The sequence below is a fragment of the Prosthecobacter sp. genome (genome assembly GCF_044378005.1).
Taxonomy (GTDB): Bacteria; Verrucomicrobiota; Verrucomicrobiia; order Verrucomicrobiales; family Verrucomicrobiaceae; genus Prosthecobacter.
Genome location: NZ_JBILYB010000090.1, coordinates 1 through 25,411, shown reverse-complemented (window position 1 = coordinate 25,411; position 25,411 = coordinate 1). Strand labels below are relative to the sequence as shown.

Here is a 25,411-nt window from a genome sequence, read left to right as displayed (position 1 = left end):
CCCCTGCCCCGATCTCCGTGATATGCCAGCCGTGCTGATATAGCCGCCGCAGCGTGCGCACCATCCAGCGATGGTTTCCCATCACGGCATTCACCAGCAGCAGATCCTCCCGACTGGCGATCGCATCAGGATGATCATCCGGGTAGGTTTCCAAAAGCTCGGGTTCGACGACTCGCGTGCGCATGTCATCCCACTGCCGCACTGACGAAGAAGGCGCAAGCGCTGGCGATGAGGTCATTTTCAGGAGATGGCTTTCTCCCAAACCTTTGCAGGCACTTGCTTCATCGTACTGTAGGGGATCGTCAGCATCGCGAAGTAAGGCCCGGTGCGGCGTGAGAGTGGGCCTTTGAAAAGACACTCGCTCATGAAGACATCACGCAGCCAGGACTGCACGATGCCGGTGCGTGTGCCGAGCCACATGCCGCGTGCGGCACGCTGAATCGCGGCATTCGAGGCGCGATGTCGGCAGCGGTCGTAGGCTTCGAGCAGGGGCAACGCAGGCTGTGCGCGCTGCTCGATGGCGAGCAGCACTTCCGCCAGAAACTCGGCATCTGCCCAGCCAGTGTTCATTCCCTGTCCACCGATGGGGCTCATGAGATGGGCGGCATCGCCACACAGGATGACGCGCCCGTCATGATATTGCTCCGCCTGCATCCAGCGCGGCGAGAAGGGGCTTTGGTTCAATTGATCTTCGATGGCGAGATTGAGGCTCGAGCGCTTGCGAACGAGTTCGCTGATGATGCCGTGCTTCGAGTCGGTGACAGGTTGCTTCGTCTGCACGATCCAGCGGCGTTTGCCATCGGGAAGTGGGAAGGCCTCCACGGCTCCATCGGCCGTGAACCAGAGATGGGCTTCTTCCTTCATGTCGGTGTGGTCGATGAAGTCCCCCATGAGGAAATGACAGCCGTAGTTCGCGCCGTTGCTGCGCATCTTGATCAGCTCGCGCACACGACTTTTGTTGCCATCGCAGCCGATGAGCCAGCGAGCGGTGCTACTGAAGCCATCGCCCTGCAAAGTCACGGTCTCGGCATCTTGATCGATCTGCGTGATCTCGATGCCGCGATGCAAAGTCACGTTCGGCATGGTGGCGAGCTTTGCCTCCAGCAAGGTCAGGGTCTGCTGCTGCGGCAGTGAAAGGATGTAGCGATGTGCGCCCGGAATCTCGCGGAAGGAGACACAGCCAAGGCGGCCGTTTTGCCCATGCACATGGCAATCGCGAATGGGCACACCACGGCGGACGAATTCGTCATCCAGTCCAAGCTGCGAGAGAATCTCCAGCGATGGGGGCGTGATGCCGATGGCTTGCGAGTTCGGCAGCGGCTCCGTGCGCTTGTCCACGATGAGCACGCGCAGGCCCTTTTGCCCGAGCAAGCCTGCAAGCAGCAAACCCACTGGTCCCGCGCCGACGATGGCGATGTCGTGATCGGTGGGTTTCATGGTGGGGGATTTGATGGAGCGCACTTTCGCCGGAAACCAATACGGCACCCGCTGACGATAACGCTCAAAAGCTGCGCCATACCATTGACGATAGCGCTTCTCCTTCATCATCGGCGCGAGCACGCAATAGGCGCTCCACAGCACGGCGATGACCAGGTGATCGGGTGTCCAGACGGGTCCAGTCCAAAGGATGAGTGTGAAGGATGCGTAGATCGGCTGACGGCTGTGACGAAACATGCCGGTGCGCGTGAATGGTCGATACACAGGTCGCTCGCCGCGCCACACGGAGCGCCAGCCGAGCGTGCCCATCTGGATGTCGATGCCTGCGTCGGTCATGGACTTCGCGAGCATGATCCAGGAGAGGACATAAAGCACGCTGAGGGCGATTTTAATCCCACCCGCCGGCATCCACCACACGATGTCTGTGGACGACCAAAGCAGAAAGGTCATGAGCAATTGCACCGATGCGAAGCCGGCAAAGATCGTGGTGGAAAGCACGGAGCCAAGTCCCAGTGGAGCGAGACGTGTCATGAAGCGACGACCACGATCAGAAAGCAGCAGCGTGTGACCAATGGCGAACTGCAGGATGAGCAGCACATCCATCGCCAGCGCCGCGCCACCATGCAGATGCAGCAGGCTGCCATGCAAGCCATTGTAGAGACTCCAGCACATGACCGACACCGACGCGACGAACAGCGTCAGACTCACGATGCCATACACCAGCGCCGTGTAGCGCTGAGGCGTCGTATAAAGTCTGGCGGTGCTGTCCATCAGGCGTGCGCGGCTTTGCTGGTCTCAGACACTTTCATGGCCGTACTGCCGATTCGCTCCATGACGGCTGTTTCTACCGTGAGTCCTGGACCAAAGGCCATGGCGCAGAGAGTGGCGCGTTCGGTCTCTGCCGAGTCGAGCATCTCTTTGAGCACGAAGAGAATGGTGGCGCTGCTCATGTTGCCATAGTCGCGCAAGATGGTGCGGGCGGCTTCGAGTGCGTCGGGTTTCAAATGCAGGCTCTCCTGCACTTTATCGAGGATGGCACGACCTCCTGGATGCACGGCCCATTCATCAATCTCATCGACGTTGGTGTCATGCCGCTTCAGCACGCCGTTGAGAAGCTGGCGGATGTTCCCGCCGATGATGTCCGGCACGTAGCTGGAGAGGACGATATTAAAACCCTCATTGCCGATTTCCCAAGCCATGTCAGCCTCGCTGGACGGAACGACCGCGGACTCGAAGCCATCGAGGCGATAGGCAGGCTTGCCTTCGACAGGCTCGCGAGCGCTGACGATGGCCGCGCTGGCGCCATCGGCGAACAAAGAGTTGGCCAGGATGCTGTCAGGCTGGTCATTGATCTGCATGTGCAGCGTGCAGAGTTCCAGACAGATCACGAGCACCACCGCGTCGGCATTTGCCTCACAAAACTGCGCGGCCATGCGCAGCGCGGGGAAGGCAGCGTAGCAACCCATGAACCCGAGCGTGTAGCGCTCTACATTCGAGCGCAGGCCCAGTTCCTTGATGATGTGGAAGTCAGGGCCAGGGTTCGCGAAGCCTGTACAGGAGGTGTAGATGATGTGGGTGATGTCTTCTTTCTCGAAGCCAGTCGCGTTCGTGATGGTGCGGCGCGCGAGATCGACCGCTAGCTCACGAGAGCAGTGGGTATAGACACGATTTCTCTCTGCAGTGCCTGGTGGGATGAGCGTGCCATCAGCATCGCTGCGATAAAGCGTGGCCTCCGTGCCGGTGACGAAATCACCCGTGACGCTGTGACGAGTCTCGATGCCGCTGCGGTTGTAGATGGCGTGGATGAGGCGCTTCGTCTTTGGGTCCTTGGCCCAGTCTTTGAGACGGTCACGCGTGTAGCTCTGCGCGTAGGTGTAGGCGGGCGTGCCGGTGGAGATGTGATGAATGTAGGCAGACATGTGAGTCAAAGGGTCAAGATTGGGTCAAGGTAACCGAGGCGTGAACCTTCACGCCATCGCCTACGCGGATGAATAGCAGCACCGTGGGCACGCTAATGCCGCTGGCTTTCATGGAGACTGGGAAGTCGAGATCGAAGGTGGCTTTGCCGACAACGAGCTTCCAGTTCGTGATCGTTGCGGTGACCTTTGTTGGTTTGCCGAGCAAGGTCAGCGTCATCGGCAGCTTTGTCGGCGTCTTGCCATCAGCGGCGATTTGATCCGCAGGCACATCGATGGAGGCGGAGATCAGCGGATGGTCCGTGACCTTCATGGCCTTGCGCATGTTTTCATCACGCTTGGCCTCGGCAGTATCCATCTTCGCAGCTTCGACACGGACTTCAGCCTGAATGCGGGTGGGTTTGCCACTGCTGTCCAGAGTGACGGTGGTGTTGAACGGCTTGGCGGAAACTTTGCCACCCCAGTCGTGAAGTGTGGATGTGCCTGAGAAGGTGATCTCAGCCTTGCCAGACCAGCTCGCCGTGGTGTCGGCGTGGAGCATGGAGGCTAGGAGAGCTAAGGAGAGGCAGAAGAGGGGGTTCATCAGGATGGTTCAAGTCGCCGGTTTATCTGCACTGAAGACTCCGTAGCGCTGAACTCCCAACTCATAAGCCAGCCAGATGCGAAACAAAGTCAGCGCAAAGATACGATTGGGGTTCTTCGAGCTGAACAAAAAACTGCGATAGTGAGGTTTGGTGAAGAACCCCTTCATGGTGCGCCAGGCGCAAAGTGGCCAGGTTTTCTTCACCTGCTGGGCGTAGTCGTTGAATTGGTAGTTCTTGAAGCCTGCTGCCACAGCCGCGGCCCGGAACTCACTTTCGGGGCGCACACCGGCGATCTGAGATTCGCGGGTGATGGCATCGATGAGGTGGCGCTTCGACCATGCGCTAGGATTTTCACATGACATCCACGCGACGCCAACGAGCCGACCACCGGGTTTCATCACGCGGTAGCACTCGCGGAAGAAAGTGGGCAGGTCAGGCATGTGCTCGAGGCTTTCCACAGTCTCCACCACATCGAAGCGATTGTCCGGCAGTTGATTCTGATACCAGTCGCGCAGCAGGAAGGTCGTCTTGCCTGGCACATCGTTGTGTTCCTGAGCATAGCGCCACTGCATCTTCGAGATGGTCATGCCGGTGACATTGGCTCCGTAGCGCTCAGCCAGGATCTTTGCCGTGGCACCATAGCCGCAGCCGACATCGCAGACGTCCGTGTCTTTGCCAGTGCCGCCGAGCTTGGCCACGAGTGTCACCAGATTTTCTGCCGCTTCCGTGTCCGTTTCTTTGCCAGAGAGCCACATCCCGTGATGCACATGTTCGCCCCAGATCTCACGGTAAAAGGAGTCGAGGTCATCGTAATGCGAGGCCGCACCGTCGATGGTGGGCATGTACTCGAGTGATGAGGTGGTGGTCATTGTGGGTGTCGTTGAGTTGATAGGAGCAAGAGAAGAGCCGTTTTGATCAGCGTGTGGACGAGGCATGGGAAAAAGAAGCGGGCAGGATCTGGTTCAGCATCCATTGGCTGCTACTCTCCCTGATGGTCCCGGCACTTGGATCAGGCTTCATCACCTGTTGTGCAGGGCCAGACTGTAAAGGAATGCCGCTGAAATTGACCGCGAGCCAGATCACGAGTGCCATGGCTCCAAGTTTCCAAAGGCAGCGCAGATCGATCCGTGAAGGACAAAAGGCGATGACAAAAGTCGCAAGTGTCAGCACGGCCAGGGCAGGCATCGTCAAGGAATTGGCCATGAGCAGCAGAGGCAGCAAGCCCAACAACAGCCCATGACGCGCGAGGAGGCTGCCCTTGCGCAACCCGAACCAGTCTGACTTTAACCCAGCTGCGAGCCACCATCCGAGAGCAGCGCTGAGCGGTGTAAGGAGCGCTGTAGGCCCTTGTGAATGAAGTCCAACTCCCATGGCGACAACGAACGCCCATGTATGCCGATGCACGAGCGCAGCAATGGCAGCCATGGTGAGGAAACACGAAACCATGTCCGGCATGGGCAACCGCCCGAAAGTGAAAGTCCCGAACAACAGCATGAGCATCGTAGCTGCAGCATGTGCGCGGTGGTGGCCCCACAGTCGGCGAACGATAAAAAAGGTCATCCAGACAGTCGCCCAGGCTGAAAACGCGGAGGCGAGAGCTGAATATCCAACTCCGAAGCCATCGCGAGCGGAAACGAGAACCAGCACGCATGGCAGCAGCCAGGGCCAGAGGCGGATGAGGTCACGCGCAGGCCATTGGGGGATAGGCCGTAGAGCTGTGGAAAGAGGCGGATTCATGCAAAGCAGAAAGAAGGAAAGGGTGAAACTGAGACCATCTTGTGATGGTCTGATCGGGCCCGTGGCATTTCGGCCGGGGCCGGGAAGGCGACGTGGGAGCCCCTCAGTTCAAGTCAACTTCTAGCAAGCGATGCCGCCGATGCTTCACTCCACACCCATGCTTGAGGTGTGGATAATAACCTGTCCATATATTGATGAAAACTGGCATCGGCGGCCAAGCCAAGCCCCATGCCAGCAAGGACACCATGGGGACTTCACCCCATGCTTCCTGTTGCTCTGTAGTGGCCTCCTTTTCAATTTCAGCTTCGACACAAGCATGGACCTGATCTGCATCACTCGGCATGAACCCCAGCGTCGCGGCCTCACCCGCTACGGCGAGGAAGGTCAGAAGCAGGAGAAGCAGTCGAGCAATATTCAAGATTTGAATGGAGTCTGGGGACGCTTGCGCAAAGCAAGTTCGAATGTGACATGAACATCCTCCCTTTGCTCAATAGAAGCTGAGGAGGAGTTCATGTTTTGCTCGATGTTAATGAGACGCTGTTGCCTTAAGGTAAGGTTCGCACTTCATGGTTCCTCCATGAGCTTGGCAATGTCTCGACTACTGAATGCCTCTGCGACGACCTTGCCATCAATCAAGGCGCGAACTCCCCAGCCGTGAAATCGTGTTCCAGCAGCCTCGACGCGCTTGTAGCTGGCACGTCGCCCGCTGCTGGCGCGCTCCGAGTGTTCACGCGTGTAGGAGAAGACCGTTTCCTTGGTTGTGACTCCCTTGTTTTTGCCAGGCTGCATTTCGATGATCTCGCTCCCTTTGGCATGTTCGATGACTTCTTTGGCGCTCAAATCATCCGCGAAGAAATGCCACTCCAGGGTGACCTGGGTGGGCGTTGTGAGCGACATTGCGGCAGCGCTGATCTCAAGCCAGCGCCGATGTTCCTCGGCGCTGTCTTTGCCTGTGTGCGGCTTGTGGCTGCCTTTCATGTTCACATCAAGCAAGATGCTGTTGGAGGCATGGGCATAACCCATGAAGAGCAGCGCCGCGGCCAGCGCCAAGATGCGACTGTTGATGCAATGGATGTTTGTTTTCATAGAAGCATCGAGGCTGACCTATGGCAGTGGCTGCTGAAGACTGACTCCACCTGAAAGGATGGGTGACGTGGTTATTTTCTGACCGACACCAGGAATTTGCCCCAGCATGAAATAACCAACCGCTTTGATCTGACCGTCTGTCTGTCTCACCACCTGGCCGAGGAAGGGAACTTTGGCCCGCGTCAGCGGCGGCGTGGCTTCGACCAAGGTGAAGTTACCAGCCACCGCACCTGTGGCGGCATTGATCGTGATCACTACTTTGCCTGGGTTATTCAATGCATTGGGTGCCTCAGCTTTGTTGAGGGCATTGAAATTGAAGCTCGTATTTGGATCAGTGACAGAATCTGCCAGACCACCATCCGTGAAAATTAACTGCACGTTGCCAACGGCAGGCAGACCCGAGATAGCCTTTGTCTTGTTTGTCAGAGCCAGATAGCCGCCGTCAGCCTTGAGATTGATGGGCCCGAAAGTAGTGGAGTAAGCACGCCCAACGATGGTCGGCTTGTACCAACTGAGCGAACCACTGAGGGTGTTGTCCACAAGTCCATCCAAGTTTGCATGGAGGCTCAACGGCCCCTGGATCGTACCCAGTTTCTTATAGAGCGGGGAATACATCCAGAACTCACCGCCCGTGCCGAGGAAACCCGCGCTGGTGATGACCTCCCCATCGGCCGTCTTGCCAGCGATGACGAGAGTTCCCGCAAGGCTGGCCGTGAAGGTGGCAAAACCTGAACCTTGAGGAATCCAGCTCAAGCCATCGCCCTCTGCGAGATCCAAGGCCATGCTGTAATAACCTTGGAGTGTAGTGGCTGGACTGGATTTCGCGTTCCAGGCAGAGCGCCAGGCCGTGACTCCCGCGATACCGAGAGTTCCCGTCATCTCGCCGGTGTCAGCATCCAACGTCAACGTCAGTGTGCGGCCGCCAACCAACGCAGTTATCTGCGGTGCAGTGGCTGCCAAACGTCCCGTGGCTGCATAACTGGCCGTGGTAGCTCCACCGCCGCTGGCACCGATCAACTTGACTGAGTAACTTCCAATCGAAGTGATGGTGACGGTCAACGATCCACCAAGGTCACGGTTAACAGATGGAACTCGGGAAACAAGGCCACCAAAGGTGCCCACAAAATTTGCGTTCAAGGCAGTGACGCTCAGTGGCACTGTCACCGGGGCACTAGGGCCTGCTGCATTGACGGCTTTCACCGTCACATTGAAGTCGCCTGAGGCATCCGGGAGTCCGCTGATCACGCCAGTGGCGGCAACGTACTTCAGTCCTTTGGGCAAGCCTGTGATGGTGAAGGTCTTCGGATAGTTCTGCGCCGTCACGGTATAATTGAAGGCCGTGCCAATGGTGACCGTTGGGAAAACGATGGGCTGGAGGATCGGGGCAATAAGGGTGGCCGAGACGGTCAGCATGAGCTGCCTGGTGACTGCGAATCCACTGGCATCTGCCAGACGAACCGTGAAGACGGAACTGCCTGAACCGCTGGGATTTCCAGAGATTACACCTGAGCTACTAAGGGTGATGCCTGCTGGCAATGCACCCGCGCTCACTGTCCAGGTGTGTGAAGCACCACCACCAGAACCGATAAGCTGATGCACAAAAACCAAGCCTTTCACGGCAGTCGGCAGACTCGTGGTGCCGATGGCGAGATCACTGATGGTGAGGCTGTAAACTTCCGTGTCGGTGACAGCGTTGTCGTCCTCTACCTGCACGGTAAAGTTGCTTGTACCAGTCGCTGTCGGCATTCCGGAAAGCACACCACCCGTGCTCAGGCTGAGTCCATCGGGCAGCGTTCCATTACTGACTGTCCATGTGTAGGGAGCCGTGCCTCCAACGGCCGCCAAATTGACGCTGTAACTGCTGCCCATCAATCCCGTCGGAAGAGGTGATGCGGTGATGATCGTCGGTGCCTCTGGAGTCACCACGGTGACCGTGGCTTCCGTGGAAAATGCACCCGTAGTATTCGCGATATTAGTGACCTTCACCCAATAGCTCGTTGTGACGTTTAAAGCCGGTGTTGTGTAAGACGCCGAGTTTGTTCCCACGGGTGTCGTTGTCACGCCGCTGGCACCTTCATACCATTGATAGGTCAGTGGCGCATCTCCAGTGGCGACTACGGACAAAGTCGTGGTCAGCCCGGTGTTGATCGAAGTCGAGGCGGGATGCGTCGTGATGGCGGCCGGTTGCCGAATAGTGACCGTCGCGGTGTTCGAGTTTGCTCCCGTCGTATTCGCTGAGTTGGTGACTTTCACCCAGTAACTCGTTGCCGCCGTCAGTGCTGGCGTAAGGAACGAAGCGGAGTTGGTTCCCACAGGATTCGTGGTCGTGCCGCTGGCTCCTTCATACCATTGATAAGTTAGGGGCGTGCTTCCAGTGGCCAAGACCGTCAGCGTGGTGCTTCCCCCACTGTTGACGGACGTCGAGGCCGGATGCGTGGTGATGCTTGGGTTCGGAGCGACACTGATGGTAAAGACCTTCGACACCTGTCCTCCCGAGAAACCAGCATTCTCCCATGCCTTGATCGTGACCGTTTTGTTGCCAACTTCTGTCGTTGTCCCCGTCAGAGTTGCCGTGGCACCGGTGGATTTCGTCAGCGTCAGGCCGGCAGGCAGTGTGCCGCTGGAGACCTGCCACGACTTCGGCTGGCTGGGACTTCCCGTGACTTGGAAAAGGCCAATTAAAGCCACGCCTGATGTCACAGGCACGGTCGTCGAACCAGCCGATGGAGCCACTTGAGAGAGTGTCGTCGCGCCAGCCACACTATCGTAAGAGCCCAGCCCAACGACCGTGGCGATGGCAAACTGTGCTGGTGAAAAGAAGGTGGCCGATGTGGCGAGATTAAACTCTGCGGGGAGCAAGATCTGCGCCGCAGGACTACGCTGGAAGAGCATGAGCAGCGAGCTCGCGCGTTTAGAAAGGCGTTTCAGTTTCAGGAAAAATGTGGAGGCATTCATGGATCGTTCGGTGAGTTAAGGGTTCACGGTTTGTTGATAAAATGAGCATCAGTTGCAGCCACAGCCGCCACCACCCACACCGCCACCGCCAAAGCTGGCTTCGCGGGAGAAGTAGGCGTGCTGGGTCATCGCCAGCAGCAGGGAGTCACGACCTGCGTCCATGAGCGGGTTCGCGAGATTGCCGCGCTGGTAGGGCTTCACGCGCACGAGATGCTGGGAGCAACTGCTGAGCATCATCACGGTCATGGCGGCGGTAGTGAGGAGGATCGTTTTCATCACGGTTGGGGTGGAGTGAAGTTTATTCAGCCAACAGCGCTTCGATCTCGGCGGTGTATTCGGCTTCGGTCTTGGCACCTTTGAAGCCCTTGTGGATGTGGCGGATCACACCATTGCGATCGACGAGGTAGCTGCTGGGCATCGTCGGCGGATTGAAGAAGTCCGCTGCCTTATGCTGCGTGTCGTGAGCCAGAGTGAAGGCGACTTTGTTCTTCGACACGAAGCCCTGGTAGTCTGCCAGTTCATCATCGACACCGATGCCGATGATCACGAGACCCTTCGAGGCATACTTCTGGTGCAGACGTGCCATCGCAGAAAAGGAGGCTTTGCACGGAGCGCACCATGACGCCCAAAAATCGACGAGCACGACTTTGCCGGATGTCTTGGGCAGCGAGGCTCCGGGAAGCAGGCCGCTGAGAGCTGGCAGTGCAGCGCCGACTTTGGGTTCTGCGGCAGTTGCAGCGGAAAGGCTGAGGCAGGTGATGGCGAGAAGCAGGATGTGTTTCATGATGTTTGTTTCGTTTGGGTTTTTTGGAGAATCAGATCAAGCGGCCTGGACTTGGAATTTGCGGAACTCCCGGGTGGCATGTGGGCCATGCTCATCTTGTGCGCAGGCCTCGACACCGGGAGCGCGGTCGGCGAAGAGCAGTCCCTCACGCAGGCCAAGGATAAAGACGCAGGTGGAATAGATGCCCGCCAGCAGACAACTCGGCGCGATCAACGTGACAGCACGCAAGCCATGCCGCACAGGCCAACCAGTGCGGCGGTCAAGGATGTGACCGTAGCGCACACCGTTGTGTTCAAAGCGTCGCGCGTAGTCACCCGAGGCACACACGGCATAACCAGAGACAGCGAGCCCGCCGACGCATTGATCCGTTTTGATGCCATCCTGAATGCCGACATGCCAGAATGGATGCACGCCATTGCCACCGATGGCGAAGATGTCGCGCCCGAGGTCCACGAGGATGTCCTGGATGCCATGCTGCTTCGCGATGGCGATGACCTGGTCCACAGCGTACTCTTTGCCGAAGCCGCCAAAGTCGAGCCCCATGCCTTCGCGAGACAGGAAGACTTTCCCCGGCTTGCGATGCACATCGTTCCAGTTGGAAAGTGACATCGCCTTGGCGATTTCATCATCGCTGGGGAGTCGCTCATGCACAACCTTCCAGTCCCACACCTTGGTGAGCGGAAGCGTCGCAGCATCGAGGACGCCTTCCGTCAGACGATGCATGGCATCCGCGAGATCGAGCATCTTCTCCATCTCCTGATCCACCGGCACCCATTCCTTGCCAGCCGCTTGATTGATTTTTGAGAGCATCGAGTCCGGCTTGAAGCGGGAAAACTTCCCCTCAAAAGCACTCAGCCAGCCCAGTGCATCCGCCACGAACTGCAGGGCCGTCTTGTTGTCCTCACAGCGGAACTGGAAGGCGCAGTCCGTGCCCAGCGCGCGGAAGGCCACGCGCCGCACGCCGCGTGGATCTGGCTCGAGATGGATCTGGGGGACGGGCTTCGACATGGTGTGCTGGATCAGAATTCGAAATGGGCACCAAAGGTCCACATGTTGGCCGTTGGATAGGCAGCGGCAGGGGCTTGATTGCCGCCGATGCCGCTCATGTCGTAATGCTCGTAGGCGGCGGAGAGGGAGATGTTTTCCGTGATACGGAAGCGAGCTTTCAAACCTAGACTCATCGTGGCCATGGAAGACAGCCGGTAGTCGGCGGAGTAGTTCGGCCCAGTGCCGTCGGGATAGTCCTGCGGCGTGCCGACATTCACCTCGTTGAGGGTGTTATGGAAGAAGTCCGCCGCGCTCTGCTGGTAGTAGCGGAAGAAGGGAGTGATCTCCAGCCTGCTGAACAATTCCTGCCGCCACTCCAGTTGCAGACTCTGGGAGAAGACACCGTAGTCGTCCTGCGAAAGACGAACGACGGCATCCAGTGCAGAGTTCGTCTTTTCAAAGTAGTGCGTGCCCTGAAGCTGAAGCACTCCACGAAGACGGCTGGAAGGACGGTTCTCCCGGTAGAGGGTTGTCACCGGGATGCCGAAGAGAAGCTCATCGCGCTGGATCGCCTTGTATTGATCGTTCAAATAACCTTCGGCATAACCAAGCGTCAAATTTGCGCTGAGCACGGTGTTCTTGTCCAGGAGCTGGGACAGGCCGAGGAAGAGATCGTAGCTCTTCTTTTTCTGATCATCTGTGCCGATCACTACGATTGTGTCATTGAGGTAGTTGAGCCCGAAAGAAACGGTCGTGTTCTTCTGATTCAGCTCCCACTTGTCGCTCAGCGAGATGCCCTGGGAGAGGTAGTCGCTCTCCCGGCTGTGAGACAGCTCCAGCTCCACACGATGATCGCCGATCTGCTGAGAAAGCGCTCCCAGCACGCCCTGACGCACATCTTCGATGTCCGTGAGGAATGGCTGCGTGCCACCCGGCAGCGCACCGATGGGAGTGGAGCCGGTGATGGCATCTCGCAGGATCTGAAAGCGCAAACTCGTCTCCTCAGACAGGAACATCTCTCCCCGGTAATAGTAGGACTCGATGAACATGCGCCCACCCGACTCATCATAAGTCTGGTAGCTCGTATCAAACTTGAACGCCTCCGCAGCAGAGAGGGATAAGCCCGGCAAGAGCAGTGGAGCTAATGCCATCGGGCTCTTCATGCATGGCTGACTGAAGCGAGACATGAAGGAGGATTCCGCTGTGGATGGTGTTTGGTTTTGCATGATTCGAGTGGGCGGGAGAGTGCGGATCAAATGGCGACATGACCGAGCAACGCGGGCTCTTCGTGTCGTACATGAGCACGTGCTGGTTTGCAAACGAACCAGCGGTAGAGCACCGGCAGCAGGAAGAGCGTGAGGAAGGTGCTGCTGACGATCCCGCCGATGACGACGGTGGCGAGCGGGCGCTGGACTTCGGCTCCGGCTCCTTCGCTGATGGCCATGGGGATGAACCCAAGGCTGGCGACGAGGGCGGTCATGAGCACGGGGCGCAGACGTTGCAGACTGCCTTCAGTCACCGCCTCTTCAGCATTACGGCCTTCGTTGCGGAGTTGATTGAAGCAACTGATGAGCACCACACCATTCAGCACGGCCACACCACACAGGGCGATGAAGCCGATGGCAGCGCTGATGCTGAAGGGCAGTCCGCGCATCCAGAGGGCGAGTACGCCGCCGGTGATGGCGAGTGGGATGCCAGTGTAGATGATGAGCGTCTGCGTGACGCTTTTGAAGGTGGCGTGGATGAGCACAAAGATGAGCACGAGAGCGAGCGGCACGACGACCATGAGTCGCGCACGGGCTTCCTGAAGATGCTCGAACTGCCCGCCGAAATCGACGCGATAGCCTTCCGGCAACTGCACGCTGGCGGCGATCTTGGCGCGCGCCGCATTGACGTAAGCTTCGGAATCGGTGCCACCGGCGAGATCGACATTCAGACCGACACGACGATGTCCGTCTTCGCGGCCAATAGCATCGACCTGCGGCACTTCGACGAAGTCGGCCAGACGACCGAGGGTGATGAGTGATCCGTCCTGCGTGCGCACTGGCAGCGCTTTCATGACTTCGGGGTCGTTGCGCAGATTCTCGGGCAGGCGCACGACGATGGCGCGGCGGCGATTGTTCTCGACCAACATGCCTGCGGTGTGTCCAGCCATCGCAGTGGTGATGGCGGCATTCACTTCAGAGGCCTCGACATTGAATTTGAGCATCGAGGCGCGGTCCACGCGGATCTCGAGCACGGGCACGCGGCCCTGGCTTTCAAACTCGGCGTTGTCGGTGCCAGCGATGCCTTCGAGGATCTCCTTCACCTGACCGGCGACCTTTTCCATCGTGTCGTAGTCATCGCCAAAGATGCGCACGGCGAGGTCGGCACGGGAGCCTTCGAGCATCTCGTTGAAGCGCATCTGGATCGGCTGCGCGAAGTCGTAGTCCTGCTCGGGCACCTCTTTGGCGAGTTCATCGCGGACGAGTTCAGCGAGACGGTCACGGCTGACGGGCTTGCCGTTTTCTTTGCGCCACTCGGACTGGGGCTTGTAGAAAACGTAGAGATCGTATTCGCCGGGCGACATCGGATCAGTCGCCACTTCGCTGGTGCCGACGCGGGCGAAGGTTCGTGTCACTTCCGGCACTTTTTCGATCAGATACTTCTGCGTCTTGATGCAGCGATTCAGTGACGTCTTGAGGCTGGTGTTCGCGGGCTGATACACCATCGCGGTCCAGGAGCCTTCGTTGAGTGTCGGCACGAATTCCTGCTTGAGATTCGTGAACACAATCACGGTGACGACCAGCAGCGCCACGACGCCACCAACCACACCCCAGCGTGTCGTCCACGCGATGCGCAGTGATGGCGCATAAGCGGCTTTCGACCAGCGCATGAGGAAGTTGTCTTTCTCACTGATGTTGCCAGTCAGCAGCAGGGAGCAAAGCGCTGGCATGAGCGTGAGTGCAAGCACCAGCGCGCCGCCGAGCGCGAGCATGACGGTGATCGCCATGGGGTGGAACATTTTCCCTTCAATGCCTGTCAGTGCGAGGATGGGCAGATAGACGAGAGTGATGATGAGCACGCCGAAGAACATCGGGCTGCCGACTTGCTCGCCTGCTTCATGGACGGCATTGAGTCGCTCTTTCGCGGTGAGTTTGCGACCGAGTTCATGCTGACGCTCGCCGAGCACGCGGACGATGTTTTCCACCATCACGACGGCACCATCAATGATGAGACCGAAGTCCACCGCACCGAGTGACATGAGGTTGCCGGACACACCGCCGAAGGTCATGCCGATGAGGGCAAAGAGGAACGAGAGCGGAATGGCGAGCGCGACGATGAGAGCCGCACGCCAGTTGCCCAACAGGAGGAGCAGGACAACAACGACCAGCACAGCCCCTTCGAAGAGGTTGTGCTTCACGGTGTTGATCGTGCGGTCCACGACCTCGCTGCGGGCATACTGGATGCGGATTTCTAGATCAGCGGGCAGCTTCTTTCCCAGCTCGCTGAGTTTCTCTTCGACGCGCTTGCTGATGATGCGGCTGTTTTCGCCGACGAGCATCATCACGGTGCCGAGCACGGCTTCTTCGCCATTCTCGACCGCGCATCCGGTGCGGACATTGCTGCCGATGCTGACTTCGGCGAGATCCTTCACGCGCAGCGGTTCGATGCCTGCGGCAAACTTCACGGGCAGGTTGGCGATGTCTTCCGCGCTGGCCACCTTGCTCACGCCACGAATCAACACGCGATCCGTGCCACGCTCGATGACACCACCGCCCGCGTTGTCCACATTTTGACCGATGATCTCCGCGAGTTCGCCAAAGGTCATGCCAGCATTCGTGAGAGAATCGGGCTTCGGAAGGATGACGAGCTGGCGCTCATAACCGCCGCTGCTGTTGACCTCAGCCACGCCTGGCACAGTGCGCAGGAAGGGCTTCACGATGTAGTCGTGGGCTTCGCGCAGATCCATGAGCTGGCGCTCGCGGGTTTGTTTGCGCTGTGGGGCATCCTTTTTGTAGTCGAGCGTGTAATAGACGATCTCTCCGAGGCCGGTGCTGATGGGTGACATCTGCGGGCTGAGACCTGCGGGCAGCTCCACCTGCACGAGACGTTCGCTCACGAGCTGGCGTGCGCGGAAGAGATCAAATCCATCACGAAACACGAGCGTGACCTGCGAGAGGCCGGACTTCGTGAGTGAGCGGAATTCCTCCACGCCCTGGATGCCCGCAAGCGCGAGTTCCAGCGGGTAGGTAACGAGTTTCTCTGTCTCCTCGGGGGCCAGCCCTGGCACGGCGGTGTTGATTTGAACCTGCGTATTCGTGATGTCAGGCACGGCATCCACAGGCAAGTGCATGGCGGAGAATACCCCAGCCGCGAGCAAGAGCAGCGACCCCATGATAACGAGGAAGCGGTTCTTTAGCGAAAAGTCGATGATGGATGAGATCATGGCCTAGTTGTTCGTCAGCTTGGGTGTGATGGATTCGCCCGTGAGTGCCGTGCCGGTGAGGCGCTCGATCTCCATGCGGTGCTTCCAGGCATTGCGGCGGGACTCGATGAGCGAATCCATGGCGTCGAGATAGCCACGCTGCATTTCGACATAGGTCGCAGCAGGCACGGCACCGAGGCGGTAGTGGCGGTCAGCTTCAGCGGCGGCATCGGCGAACTGTTTCTCGCTCTCGGGACGCCAGCGGGACAGTGCGTCGAGTTCAGCGAGATAGGCGGAGCGCTCGACAGAGAGATCACGCTCAAGATCGCGCAGTGTGGCGAGGAGCAGAGCTTCGGCTTGTTGTGTACGCGCTTCTTCAGCAGCGACGTTGCCTTTGTTCTTGTTCCAAAGCGGCAGAGGGATGGAGAAGGCGAATCCACCTTCGATCTGTGTGCCACCGGCGTGTTGTCCGGCCATGTAGGGACCAAAGGTTATGTTGCCCCAGCGCTCGGATTTGGTGAGGTCGATCTTGAGGCCTTGCTTGGCGACGTTCAGGCGCTTTTGCTGGAGGTCGAAGTTCGTGCGAGCTGCCTGCTGCTTCAGGGTTTCCATCTGTGGTGCGCCAGGAAATGAGGTGACGGCACCGCTGAGTTGAATGGTCTGATCAGGACCACGACCACAAAGCACAGCGAGCGTCGCCATGGCCTCGCGGACTTGCTTCGAGGCATCCGTCAAAGTGCGGTCACTGGTAAGCAGCGTGGCTTCGAGGATGCGACGTTCGAGCAGGGCGCTGACGGAGCCTGTGTCGCGCTGCACGAGCACGTCGATGAGTGCTTCCAAACGCTCGCGGACACTGCGGGCGGCGTCTTCTTTGCGTTTGAGCAAGAGCACGTCACCCGCACGGGCGCGGACTTCGTTGGAGAGCTGGGATTTGAACTGAAACAGGCCGAGTTCCGCGAGGGTGATGTCACGGTCAGCGATGGCTTTCCGCAAGGACATGCGACCTGGGAAATCAAAGGTCTGAAGGATCTGCGCACGCCAGACGAGACCGTCTTTCTGAGCAGCGATGCCCATGCCACCGAGCTCGGTGTTGAGCTCAGGATTGGCGAGTTGACCGGCAGACTGGCGACCACCGCGTGCAGCGGCGATCTCGGCTTCATAGAAGCGGACTTCGGGGTTTTTTTGGAGTGCTTCGGCGACGAGGTCGCCACTGGTGACAGCGGTGGAATCACGCGCTGGAAGGAGGGAGGCGCTGCTAGTGAGCAGAGCGGCTGACAGGAGAAGAGATGAGCAAAATTTCATGAGAGAGCTATGAGGGAATGAGTCGAACTTTGGATCACGCAGATCACGTGATGCATGAGGTGCCCGGGCCAATGCAGGATGAACCCTGCAAGATGGCTGGAGCGTCGGCTGACGGCTTTGAGCCGCCTCTCTCTCAGATCAGAAGCTGCACGGTGGCGAGCATCGGTCGGATGCGGTGCCGTGGCGTTTGCACTTCCTTGAAACCGCTGGCGCGAGTTGTATCGCGTGCGGGATTGATGGCGATGAGCGTGAGCTGGAAGGTGGCGGCAAGATTGACCTGCGGCGCTTCCTTGGTGGCACGAGCGATGTCTTCGCGCTCGCCTCTGGAGCTTGAGTCAAACTGGGCGGAGACAAGCTGATGATCACCGGCATCGGAGGCTTTACAGAGACGCACGAGGACACGGGCCAGTGCATTGTGATGATCATTGACCTCGGGTGTGTAGGCGTCACTGCGATGATGAAGCGTGAGCCTCATGCCACTTTCGGACTGCGCCACCACCAAGCTGTGACTGCCGTCAATCCAAGCGGCCAGCGCCATGGCAGCGGGCATCACCGACGTGCCAGTGATGGTGTAAGCCATCAGGAGCGTGAGTGCGATGAAGCGCTGTTTCAGGGAATGCCGCATGTTTTGTGAGGTGTCTCTAACGCGTTATAGAGCGGACTTTGCCAGTGAATGTTCGTTTGTTACCAAATGGTCATCATCTGCTTGCGTGGCGCTGAGATCGCGTCGCATTTTCTGGCAGATGCGGTGGATGCTGACGGCGATGGCACTGCGCGTGCGACCCTGGGATTTTGCGATGGCCTGGCTAGTTTGTTTTTCTGCATAGTGGAGATGGAGCAAGTGCCGTTGTGCCTCTGGCAGTTTGAAGAGGCAGCGATCCATGGCAGCGAGGCGTCTTTCACTTTCATCCTCTGCCTGGACCTCCTGGAGCCGCTGCTGATCGACCCAGGCGATGATGCGGCTTTGCTCACGCGCATCATCGCGGATCTGATTGAGAGCCATGTGCCATGCCAGAGTTCTCAGCCAGGGCATGAACACTGTTCCGGCGCGAAACTGGGCGTGCTTTCTGAAAGCATGAACCATCGCATCATGCGCCAGATCTGCCGCCTGTGTCTCTGACAACCGAGTGGCCAGCCATCCGCGCAGCAAGGGAACGCAATGCTGATAAAGACGCGTGGCCGCAGCTTCATCACCACGCAGCGCACTCTCGAACCATTCGGAGCAGGCATCTGTCTGCTGGCCGAAGGAGGTGTCATCGAGAGTGGCTTTCATGGTGGTGGAGGATGAAGAGTTTGAATCTCCGGCAGCCGTCAGGGCTTCACGAGACGGAAGAAGCGGCTGCCGGAGCTCATCGGCACGGTCACGGCGCTCGTGCCGTTCACGGTCGTGATAGCGCGTGAAGAGTTGAACCAGCTTGTGGGATTGAGATCAGGGCTTTCCTGAAGTGTCCAGCCGGTGAAGGACTCGGGCCAGGAGACGCTGAGTGCGCCGGGCGTATCCACGGAGAGTCCGACATCAGGCTTCACGACCACGTCATTCACGCCGAGCATGAAGGGCGAGAGGCTGGGGGTGATGGCTTCGATGACGTTGGTCGTTGGATTGACTTTGCAAGGCAGCTTCTCCCACACGCCATTATTGAAGTGGTAGATGGAGAGCTGGTTCTCATCATATCCAACAGGAAGCAGCGCGGGGTTGTAGGCGAACTTGAGTTTGATGTTGCCGGTGTGAGTGCCGCTGTACTTGAGGTTCCAACGCTGTTTGCGCGTGCCACTGGGTGTTTCAAAGGTTGGGAGCTCAAACTCACCTTCCAGTTCGCGCTCGCCGATCTCGTCAGCATCTGCTTCGGAGTGTTCGCCGTAGAAGGTGCCTTCCTGGTCGATGTCTTCGAACTCGAAATCAACGCCGCCCGTGTGAGTGGAGCCGCCATTGCAACTGCCATGACCACCCGTGCCACTCGTGCCGCCACCATCGACGATGACTTTGGTGCCAGTGAGAAGGCTGAGCATGATGTCGAAGTTCACGCTCTGACCTGGAGCGATGGTGCCGAGCTCCCAACGCTGCGCGCCGGAGATCCAGCGATCTGCAGGAGCAAAGGTGTCGCGATTCTTGCGGGCGAGATAGGGGCCGTTTGTCCAGTTGTCCTCAATGGAGAGATGCACGCCATCGCTGGGCTTGCCGACGGAGTGATCGTCGATGCCATTGTTCTCGATGCCGTAGTGGCCGATCTCGAAGGCACTCGGGGCCACTTTGGAATGGAAGCCGATGAGATCCTCCAGGCCGACGGTAGAGCTTTGATCGCCAGCGGCTCCGGCATCCACGCCTGACATGGTCATGTCATACTGATACTCGGGCAGCTTGCCGACATAGCTGCGGTTGTCGTATTGACCGCGCTGGGAGATGAAGCCGTGGAGCAGGTGGAAGAGCTGCACGTTAGTGATCTGCACGCCACTGATGTTCTTCACGGTGAAGGTCTGATTCATCACGTAGCGGTTGCTGTTCACCGAGATGGGGGCACCTGCGGCTGAAGCTGGTTTCACGCCCATCGGTGTGCCGGTCACGGTATCGACCATTTCGAAGCGTAGGGTGATTTCGAGATCGCCATTGGAGATCACGGATTGAGCGATGGGCAGGCCATCAAGATTGCTGCCGATGAGATGGATGCCCTGGACGACGGTGAAGTCGGAGTTTGTCCGCCAGTCAGGGAACATGAAGTTTGGCTCCATCCAGGTGGGATCGACCGTGTTGCCATTGCGTGTGTAGCCAACGGCGCTGCCCCATTCACCGGAAAGATACTCACGACCTTCGAAGCCAGGCGTGTTGTCGAGCAGGAAGTCGGAGTAGCCGAAGTCGGTCAGCGTGATGTTCCAGTTCGGATTATCGAGCTGCATGGAGCCGCCAGTGCTGGCCGCAGGGCTGACGGTGATGTTATCGACGAGGAAGCGAACTGCGCCAACGGGTGCGTCAGGCAGTTGCAGTGTGATTTGGTCGAACGGCGAGTCGCTGTTGAAATTGATCGTGCCGACAGGGAGCGTATCGCCAACGGTGACAGTGCCGTGGGCGATGCCGGTGCCAACCTGGACGGGAGCGCCGCTGGAGTTGTCGATAGCGGTGATCTGGATGTTCGAGGCCACAGGAACATTGACCGGCTCCACCGTGGCGAAGTCGATGCTGATGCCTGTTACTGATTGATCCAACTGGATCGTCAGCGTGCCCGCATCGGCAGTAGGTTCGAGATAGTTGCCACTGAACTTGGACAAGATGCGACCGCTCGCTGCTTCCGTGGTGATCTTGAAGGTATCGACCACTGGCGAATCAAAGGTCGCTCCATAACCGACATTGGTTTGAGTCAAAGGCAGTGCCTGATCGAGAGCCAGGACCGGTGTGGCGGTGTCGAAGTCAAAGTGGATACCGAGAGGTGGCGCGCTGAAGTTGGCCACATAACTGCCGCTCGCTGTCGGTGTGAAGGTGTAGGTCGCGGAAGTGCTGACTTCGGTGCCGACGGCGTCGGTCCAGTTCGTGAAGGTGTAGCCCAGGCTTGCTGTCGCCACGAGGGTGGCACTAGCGCCAGCATTGATCGAGCCGCCGCCACTGGTCGTGCCGCCGATGGAAGGGAAGGCGGAGGTGGTGATGCTGTAACCTGCGACGAAGTTCGCCACGAGAGTGCGATTCGCGATCGCTGTGAACGAGTAGCTCGCCGAAGCGCTGACAGGCACGCCTGCCTCCGTCCAATTGACGAATGTGTAGCCCGAGTTGGCTGTGGCAGTGAGGGTGACATTGCTGTCGCCAGCCACGGTGCCTCCGCCGGTCACGCTGCCGCCTGCTGCGGGTGCCGCACTGGCGTTGATGGTGTAGTTGACACCGCCGCTGAAGTTCGCCACGAGATTGCGGGCAGGAGCCGTGTCGGGGCGTGCCTTGAAGGTGAAGGCTGCATCCACACTCACCACGTTGCCGTTCTCCGTCCAGTTGGCGAAGGTGTAGCCATTGTTGGGGAATGCCTGAACGGTCACGTTGTCACCATCTTCAAACTGGCCGCCGCCGCTGGTGGTGCCTGCATTCACGGGGGCAGAGGCTGTGGTGATCACGGCAACTGGCGCAAACGTCGCAGAGAGTGCGAGATCCGCAGTCACCGTGAAGGTGTAGTTGGAGGAGCTGCTCACGTTGGTGCCGCCGACTCTCCAGCGTTTGAAGATGTAGCCTGCATTTGGCACCGCAGAGACGGTGATGCTCGTGCCATCGGCAAACACACCACCGCCTGAGGTGGTGCCACCAGCCGCAGGACTGGACGCCGTGGTGATCGTGCGATTGCCACCTGCGATGGCGATGAAGTTCGCCACCAGCGTGCGGTTAGCCGTCGCATTGAAGGTGTAGCTCGCCGAGGCGCTGACCTGAACGCTGGCTTCGGTCCAGTTCACGAAGTTGTAGCCTGCATTCGGCGTAGCAACGACGGTCACGCTCGTGCCATCAGCCACGGTGCCGCCACCACTCGTCGTGCCACCCGCGATAGGCAATGCACTGGTCGCGATGGTGCGATCACCACCGCCCGTGACAGTGAAGTTTGCCACCAGGATGCGATCCGCTGTGGCATTGAACGTGTAGCTCGGGCTGCTGCTGACCACATTGCCGCCCTGTGTCCAGTTAGCGAAAGCATAACCCACACTGGGTGTTGCGATGACTGTGACACTCGCGCCGCTGGCGAAGACGCCACCACCGCTCGTGCTGCCACCGATGGATGGCGATCCGTTCGTGCTGATCGTGTAGCTCGTGTCCTGCGTAAAGTTTGCCACCAGCGTGCGATCCGAAGCGACATTGAAGGTCAGACTGGCTGCATTGCCTACGACGAAGCCGCCTTCTGTCCAGTTCGTGAAAGTGTAGCCCACATTCGGCGTCGCCGTCACCGTGACACTCGTGCCTTGATTGAAGGTGCCTCCACCCGTCGTCGTGCCGCCTTCGACTGGCAGCGCACCCGCTGTCACGGTGTAAACCGGCACAAAGTTCGCGATGAGCGAATGATTCACGTCCATCAACAGTGTGTAGCTGCTGTTGGTGCTGACGATGGTCCCATTGTCGGTCCAGTTCAGAAAAGCAAAGCCTGCTGCGGCAACCGCCGTGGCCGTCGCATTCGCATCGATGGCATACGCACCATCACCGCTCGTCGTCCCACCGACGAGAGGAGAGGCAATGGTATCAAGCAGGCTCGATGGCGGTGCAGGAGCATTCGCAGGGGCCACCACGAGTGTATAGTTCTTTGAGACATCAGGGCTCGCGCCATCGGAAGCCGTGATTTTGAAATTGAACTCACCGCTCACGATGGGTGTTCCCGAAAGCACGCCTGTGTCCAGATCGAAAGTCATGCCCGCAGGCAGTGCACCTTCTTTGGTGATGTTCAGAAGCGGCACAGCCCCTTCCACCACGACGGTGCGGTCGGCAAAAGCGGTGTTCATCTTGGCTTCACCGACATGATCAATCAGGCCTACAGGTGCCTCAACATCGACGGCAGCCATTTGCGAGCCGGTGAAATCGCCGATGACCTCATAGCCCGCCATGTCCTCAGTGACTGCGACCCACTCACCGCCAACCAGGTGATGATTGTAGGTCCTCATGCCGGTGCCATGAAGGCCGTCAGCATCGACCGCATCGGCCATCGCTTCGCCGCTTTCCGCATCGAGCGGGCCTGTGTACTTGTAGAACTCGTAACGGCGTGTCACCACCTCATCGCCATTCGGCAGGTCCTCAGGAGCTGCGGCCAGTTGACCATTTGGGCCACCATCCACAGCCGTGGTCTTTTTCTGCAAAATGCGCCACTCCACCTCGACCTCGTCGGGTTCGCCATTGGCCCAGTTTTTGTCATTCGCATTGTCCGGATCATCACTGACGAGTTCGCGCAGCTTGATCTCTTTGTTGTTGTGTGTGGTGGTCTTGATTTCCTTCACCCAAACGGCCTTGCCAAACTGCTTCACCGGCGGCGCTGGTGGCTCTGGCGGCACAATGACAGCCTGAACCTGGGCTATGACGCCCACAACGGGCGGGAAATAAGTGAACACCGGCGTCGCCACCTGCACCGCACCGCCATGAACAAGCACGCCGCTGCCATTGTCGATGAGCCAGTTGTAGCGAATGATGCCCACCGCGAGGCGGAAACCGACACCGAAGTGCTCTCCGCCGAAGTTCACGCTCGGATTGGTGAACATGTGGCCATTCGTCGCTGGGATGGGAGCGCTCGGGATCGCCGTGTAGGCCGCCCATGAGCCATCCGCGTTCTTTTTGCTCTCCCAGCGGATGCGGCACTTTGGATGCAGCGGGTCCGTGTCATCCTGCTCATAGCGCGGCACGCCGTAGTGGTTGTAATTGTAGGTGTAGGTGATGTCCGTGGTGTGGCAGTCTTCGATCTCGATTTCAAAGCCGTGGCAGACGTGCCCGGTGTCGTTGACGGTGTCGAAGTTGTTGATGCTGCCGTAGGCTTGACTGGCCTGAGAAGCTGCTGGGCACAACGCCAGCACGGCGACTGCAGCAGCAGCAAACCAAGAGCGAAGCGTCCTGGGAGATCTGAAACGTTGGGAGCTGATTTTCATAAATTTGGCGGATGGTTGAGTCGGCAAGTCGTCTGTATTCTTCGCCGAAGCTTCCGAGAGTGAAATGAATGGAGCGTAACTAAGTGGTTGGAATTCCAGGCCATGTCGGAGGCGTGCCTGACGCCATGCGCAGATTCATGCGCCGTGAGATGAGCGCGCGGCCATGGACATGCGCTGCGTCATCTCAGATCAGTGCCGCGCCGGTCATGCCGGACGCTCGTGGCACCGTGCCTCCACCTCAGATTAAAAGCTGTATCGTGGACAGCAGGGGGGGCTGGTGAGAAATCGAAACCTGGGGTGACGGCTTATCCGCGCGTGTCACCGAAGGCTTGGGCAGTTGCAACATGTGCTGCCATTCGTGAGTGGCCTGCTCATTGATCAAGGCATCGCCCGAACGCATTTTCGAAAGCGTCTCACGCTCCTGGCCGAGGTTGCCGGAGAGCTGGCTCGTCGTCATCTGGTGATCGCCATCCTGGTCAGCCTGGCAAAGACTCACCAGCACCCGGGCGAGACCCCGGCGGTGATCATTGACGGCTGGAGTAAACTCAGTCTGCCGATGATGCAGCACGACTTGCGCTCCACCTTCGCTGACACGCACGAGGCTTTGATGACTACCGTCCAGATCCACCAGCATCGTCATCACCGCAGGCATCAGCGACGTGCCCGTGATGGCATAAGCCATCAAAAGCAGAGCGGAGATGATGTGGTGGAAGAGATGCATGGGCGGTGAGCGCGCGAAGGTGTGGTTAATAGACACGGGTGCAACGCATTCATCCAATCATTGCCAAATGATCATGTTCGCGAGACTGGGAGAAGCCACGGCACGGCCTTGACGCGATAGAACTTGGCGTTCTTCGGCTTGTTACGCAGAACATCCATAGGCAGCCGCACCCTCAAATCGGCGCTGAGCGACTGTTATGGGATTGGCAAGAATGCCAATTGCTGCTCTGCCGACCACAAGATCGGGGCGGAACCCACTTCACTGTGGCACTTCGCTACCCACACCATATTGCCAGCGGTCCCGACGGAAACGATGGCGATAATAGCAGAAATGATCGCCCCGACGGCCCATCCTCGACGCAAAAGAAGCTGTGCGATTGCCGATACCATTCCCGCCAGCATCACCGAGGGCAGTACTAGCACGGCACCATTTAAGGGCCGCTCAACGATCCCCTCAGCGGGTGCTCCAATCAGATATCCAGGGCTGGCGAGAATGCCGCTGGCAACAAGAAGCCAGAGTCCGACCCGCATGATCACTAGCCTGCGGTTGAAGCGTCCGACGACCAGGACGCCGAGACCACACAGGAGACCTATGATCGGAACCTGATGAGTGGCGATGTGGAGAAGGGTGTTATTCATGATACGTCATGTACAAGTTCATGGATGAACGAGCCGGAAGAACAGGCTGCCGGTGGGACTCGGAATGGAGACTTGGTTTTGACTGCCGCTGGTGGTGATGGGCACTGTAGAATTCACCCAGCTCGTGGGACTAAGATCCGGGCTTTCCTGCAAGACCCAGCCAGCGGCGGTATCAGGCCAAGCTAGGCCGTGTTTGAAAACCTGTCGATTGGCAAAGTTGAAGGGGTGGTGTAAATAAGGCGACCGATGAAAACACAACGCTTCGCATGGTGGGGGCCGCTCAAAG

General features: G+C 58.6%; 20 protein-coding genes. 1 reads left to right on the top strand and 19 read right to left on the bottom strand.

Annotation, left to right across the window (positions count from 1 at the left end; translation table 11 throughout):
- From AC6FTP_RS16665 to AC6FTP_RS16640, 6 genes are all read right to left on the bottom strand, one after another.
- On the bottom strand, positions 1–238 hold a 238-nt coding region (locus tag AC6FTP_RS16665; RefSeq protein ID WP_497208050.1), incomplete at its 3' end, for a hypothetical protein.
- 2 nt (positions 239–240) lie between these two features.
- Positions 241–2,208: an FAD-dependent monooxygenase gene (locus tag AC6FTP_RS16660; RefSeq protein ID WP_497208049.1), complete on the bottom strand. Its 1,968-nt coding sequence runs from the start codon at positions 2,206–2,208 to the stop codon at positions 241–243.
- A complete protein-coding gene (locus tag AC6FTP_RS16655; protein ID WP_497208048.1) occupies positions 2,208–3,356 on the bottom strand; it encodes a type III polyketide synthase in 1,149 nt (382 codons plus the stop codon). Before AC6FTP_RS16655 ends, AC6FTP_RS16660 begins: the two co-directional genes overlap by 1 nt.
- Before the next feature lie 13 nt (positions 3,357–3,369).
- Positions 3,370–3,936, bottom strand: coding sequence for a YceI family protein (locus AC6FTP_RS16650; RefSeq protein WP_497208047.1), 567 nt, complete (start codon positions 3,934–3,936; stop codon positions 3,370–3,372).
- Between the two features lie 9 nt (positions 3,937–3,945).
- Positions 3,946–4,806 carry an SAM-dependent methyltransferase gene (locus AC6FTP_RS16645; protein WP_497208046.1) on the bottom strand — a complete coding sequence of 287 codons (861 nt, stop codon included), beginning with the start codon at positions 4,804–4,806 and terminating at the stop codon, positions 3,946–3,948.
- Between the two features lie 46 nt (positions 4,807–4,852).
- A complete protein-coding gene (locus AC6FTP_RS16640; RefSeq protein ID WP_497208045.1) occupies positions 4,853–5,497 on the bottom strand; it encodes a hypothetical protein in 645 nt (214 codons plus the stop codon).
- Between the two features lie 493 nt (positions 5,498–5,990).
- On the opposite strand from AC6FTP_RS16640, the gene AC6FTP_RS16635 reads away from it, so the two are divergent.
- Positions 5,991–6,146, top strand: a complete 156-nt coding sequence (locus AC6FTP_RS16635; RefSeq protein ID WP_497208044.1) for a hypothetical protein — start codon at positions 5,991–5,993, stop codon at positions 6,144–6,146.
- Positions 6,147–6,238: 92 nt separating this feature from the next.
- Here AC6FTP_RS16635 and AC6FTP_RS16630 read toward each other — a convergent pair whose 3' ends face one another.
- The 13 genes from AC6FTP_RS16630 to AC6FTP_RS16570 form a co-directional block, all read right to left on the bottom strand.
- A complete protein-coding gene (locus AC6FTP_RS16630; protein ID WP_497208043.1) occupies positions 6,239–6,760 on the bottom strand; it encodes a hypothetical protein in 522 nt (173 codons plus the stop codon).
- 18 nt (positions 6,761–6,778) lie between these two features.
- On the bottom strand, positions 6,779–9,715 hold the full coding sequence (locus AC6FTP_RS16625) for a beta strand repeat-containing protein (RefSeq protein WP_497208042.1): 2,937 nt from the start codon (positions 9,713–9,715) through the stop codon (positions 6,779–6,781).
- A 48-nt stretch (positions 9,716–9,763) separates the two neighbouring features.
- Positions 9,764–9,991, bottom strand: a complete 228-nt coding sequence (locus AC6FTP_RS16620; protein ID WP_497208041.1) for a DUF4266 domain-containing protein — start codon at positions 9,989–9,991, stop codon at positions 9,764–9,766.
- A gap of 22 nt (positions 9,992–10,013) precedes the next feature.
- The gene (locus AC6FTP_RS16615; protein ID WP_497208040.1) at positions 10,014–10,499 is read right to left on the bottom strand and encodes a TlpA family protein disulfide reductase; all 486 of its coding nucleotides are present in this window, start codon (positions 10,497–10,499) and stop codon (positions 10,014–10,016) included.
- 36 nt (positions 10,500–10,535) lie between these two features.
- Positions 10,536–11,507 carry an FAD:protein FMN transferase gene (locus AC6FTP_RS16610; RefSeq protein ID WP_497208039.1) on the bottom strand — a complete coding sequence of 324 codons (972 nt, stop codon included), beginning with the start codon at positions 11,505–11,507 and terminating at the stop codon, positions 10,536–10,538.
- Positions 11,508–11,518: 11 nt separating this feature from the next.
- The gene (locus AC6FTP_RS16605; RefSeq protein ID WP_497208038.1) at positions 11,519–12,616 is read right to left on the bottom strand and encodes a DUF3570 domain-containing protein; all 1,098 of its coding nucleotides are present in this window, start codon (positions 12,614–12,616) and stop codon (positions 11,519–11,521) included.
- 122 nt (positions 12,617–12,738) lie between these two features.
- Entirely contained in the window at positions 12,739–15,915 is a 3,177-nt protein-coding gene (locus AC6FTP_RS16600) for an efflux RND transporter permease subunit (RefSeq protein WP_497208037.1), read from the bottom strand.
- Between the two features lie 3 nt (positions 15,916–15,918).
- The gene (locus AC6FTP_RS16595; RefSeq protein ID WP_497208036.1) at positions 15,919–17,196 is read right to left on the bottom strand and encodes a TolC family protein; all 1,278 of its coding nucleotides are present in this window, start codon (positions 17,194–17,196) and stop codon (positions 15,919–15,921) included.
- A gap of 133 nt (positions 17,197–17,329) precedes the next feature.
- Positions 17,330–17,821, bottom strand: a complete 492-nt coding sequence (locus AC6FTP_RS16590) for a hypothetical protein (protein ID WP_497208035.1) — start codon at positions 17,819–17,821, stop codon at positions 17,330–17,332.
- A gap of 24 nt (positions 17,822–17,845) precedes the next feature.
- On the bottom strand, positions 17,846–18,469 hold the full coding sequence (locus AC6FTP_RS16585; protein WP_497208034.1) for an RNA polymerase sigma factor: 624 nt from the start codon (positions 18,467–18,469) through the stop codon (positions 17,846–17,848).
- Positions 18,470–18,507: 38 nt separating this feature from the next.
- A complete protein-coding gene (locus tag AC6FTP_RS16580) occupies positions 18,508–23,766 on the bottom strand; it encodes a beta strand repeat-containing protein (protein ID WP_497208033.1) in 5,259 nt (1,752 codons plus the stop codon).
- A 238-nt stretch (positions 23,767–24,004) separates the two neighbouring features.
- Positions 24,005–24,487, bottom strand: a complete 483-nt coding sequence (locus AC6FTP_RS16575) for a hypothetical protein (RefSeq protein WP_497208032.1) — start codon at positions 24,485–24,487, stop codon at positions 24,005–24,007.
- Positions 24,488–24,681: 194 nt separating this feature from the next.
- The gene (locus AC6FTP_RS16570) at positions 24,682–25,125 is read right to left on the bottom strand and encodes a hypothetical protein (RefSeq protein WP_497208031.1); all 444 of its coding nucleotides are present in this window, start codon (positions 25,123–25,125) and stop codon (positions 24,682–24,684) included.
- Positions 25,126–25,411: the final 286 nt, after the last annotated feature.

Excerpts from the sequence above, each read along its gene's own strand:
- AC6FTP_RS16660 (WP_497208049.1), bottom strand. The coding sequence starts at position 2,208 with ATGGACAGCACCGCCAGACTTTATACGACGCCTCAGCGCTACACGGCG.
- AC6FTP_RS16655 (WP_497208048.1), bottom strand. The coding sequence starts at position 3,356 with ATGTCTGCCTACATTCATCACATCTCCACCGGCACGCCCGCCTACACC.
- AC6FTP_RS16650 (WP_497208047.1), bottom strand. The coding sequence starts at position 3,936 with ATGAACCCCCTCTTCTGCCTCTCCTTAGCTCTCCTAGCCTCCATGCTC.
- AC6FTP_RS16645 (WP_497208046.1), bottom strand. The coding sequence starts at position 4,806 with ATGACCACCACCTCATCACTCGAGTACATGCCCACCATCGACGGTGCG.
- AC6FTP_RS16640 (WP_497208045.1), bottom strand. The coding sequence starts at position 5,497 with ATGACCTTTTTTATCGTTCGCCGACTGTGGGGCCACCACCGCGCACAT.
- AC6FTP_RS16635 (WP_497208044.1), top strand. The coding sequence starts at position 5,991 with ATGGACCTGATCTGCATCACTCGGCATGAACCCCAGCGTCGCGGCCTC.
- AC6FTP_RS16630 (WP_497208043.1), bottom strand. The coding sequence starts at position 6,760 with ATGAAAACAAACATCCATTGCATCAACAGTCGCATCTTGGCGCTGGCC.
- AC6FTP_RS16625 (WP_497208042.1), bottom strand. The coding sequence starts at position 9,715 with ATGAATGCCTCCACATTTTTCCTGAAACTGAAACGCCTTTCTAAACGC.
- AC6FTP_RS16620 (WP_497208041.1), bottom strand. The coding sequence starts at position 9,991 with ATGAAAACGATCCTCCTCACTACCGCCGCCATGACCGTGATGATGCTC.
- AC6FTP_RS16615 (WP_497208040.1), bottom strand. The coding sequence starts at position 10,499 with ATGAAACACATCCTGCTTCTCGCCATCACCTGCCTCAGCCTTTCCGCT.
- AC6FTP_RS16610 (WP_497208039.1), bottom strand. The coding sequence starts at position 11,507 with ATGTCGAAGCCCGTCCCCCAGATCCATCTCGAGCCAGATCCACGCGGC.
- AC6FTP_RS16600 (WP_497208037.1), bottom strand. The coding sequence starts at position 15,915 with ATGATCTCATCCATCATCGACTTTTCGCTAAAGAACCGCTTCCTCGTT.
- AC6FTP_RS16595 (WP_497208036.1), bottom strand. The coding sequence starts at position 17,196 with ATGAAATTTTGCTCATCTCTTCTCCTGTCAGCCGCTCTGCTCACTAGC.
- AC6FTP_RS16590 (WP_497208035.1), bottom strand. The coding sequence starts at position 17,821 with ATGCGGCATTCCCTGAAACAGCGCTTCATCGCACTCACGCTCCTGATG.
- AC6FTP_RS16585 (WP_497208034.1), bottom strand. The coding sequence starts at position 18,469 with ATGAAAGCCACTCTCGATGACACCTCCTTCGGCCAGCAGACAGATGCC.
- AC6FTP_RS16580 (WP_497208033.1), bottom strand. The coding sequence starts at position 23,766 with ATGAAAATCAGCTCCCAACGTTTCAGATCTCCCAGGACGCTTCGCTCT.
- AC6FTP_RS16575 (WP_497208032.1), bottom strand. The coding sequence starts at position 24,487 with ATGCATCTCTTCCACCACATCATCTCCGCTCTGCTTTTGATGGCTTAT.
- AC6FTP_RS16570 (WP_497208031.1), bottom strand. The coding sequence starts at position 25,125 with ATGAATAACACCCTTCTCCACATCGCCACTCATCAGGTTCCGATCATA.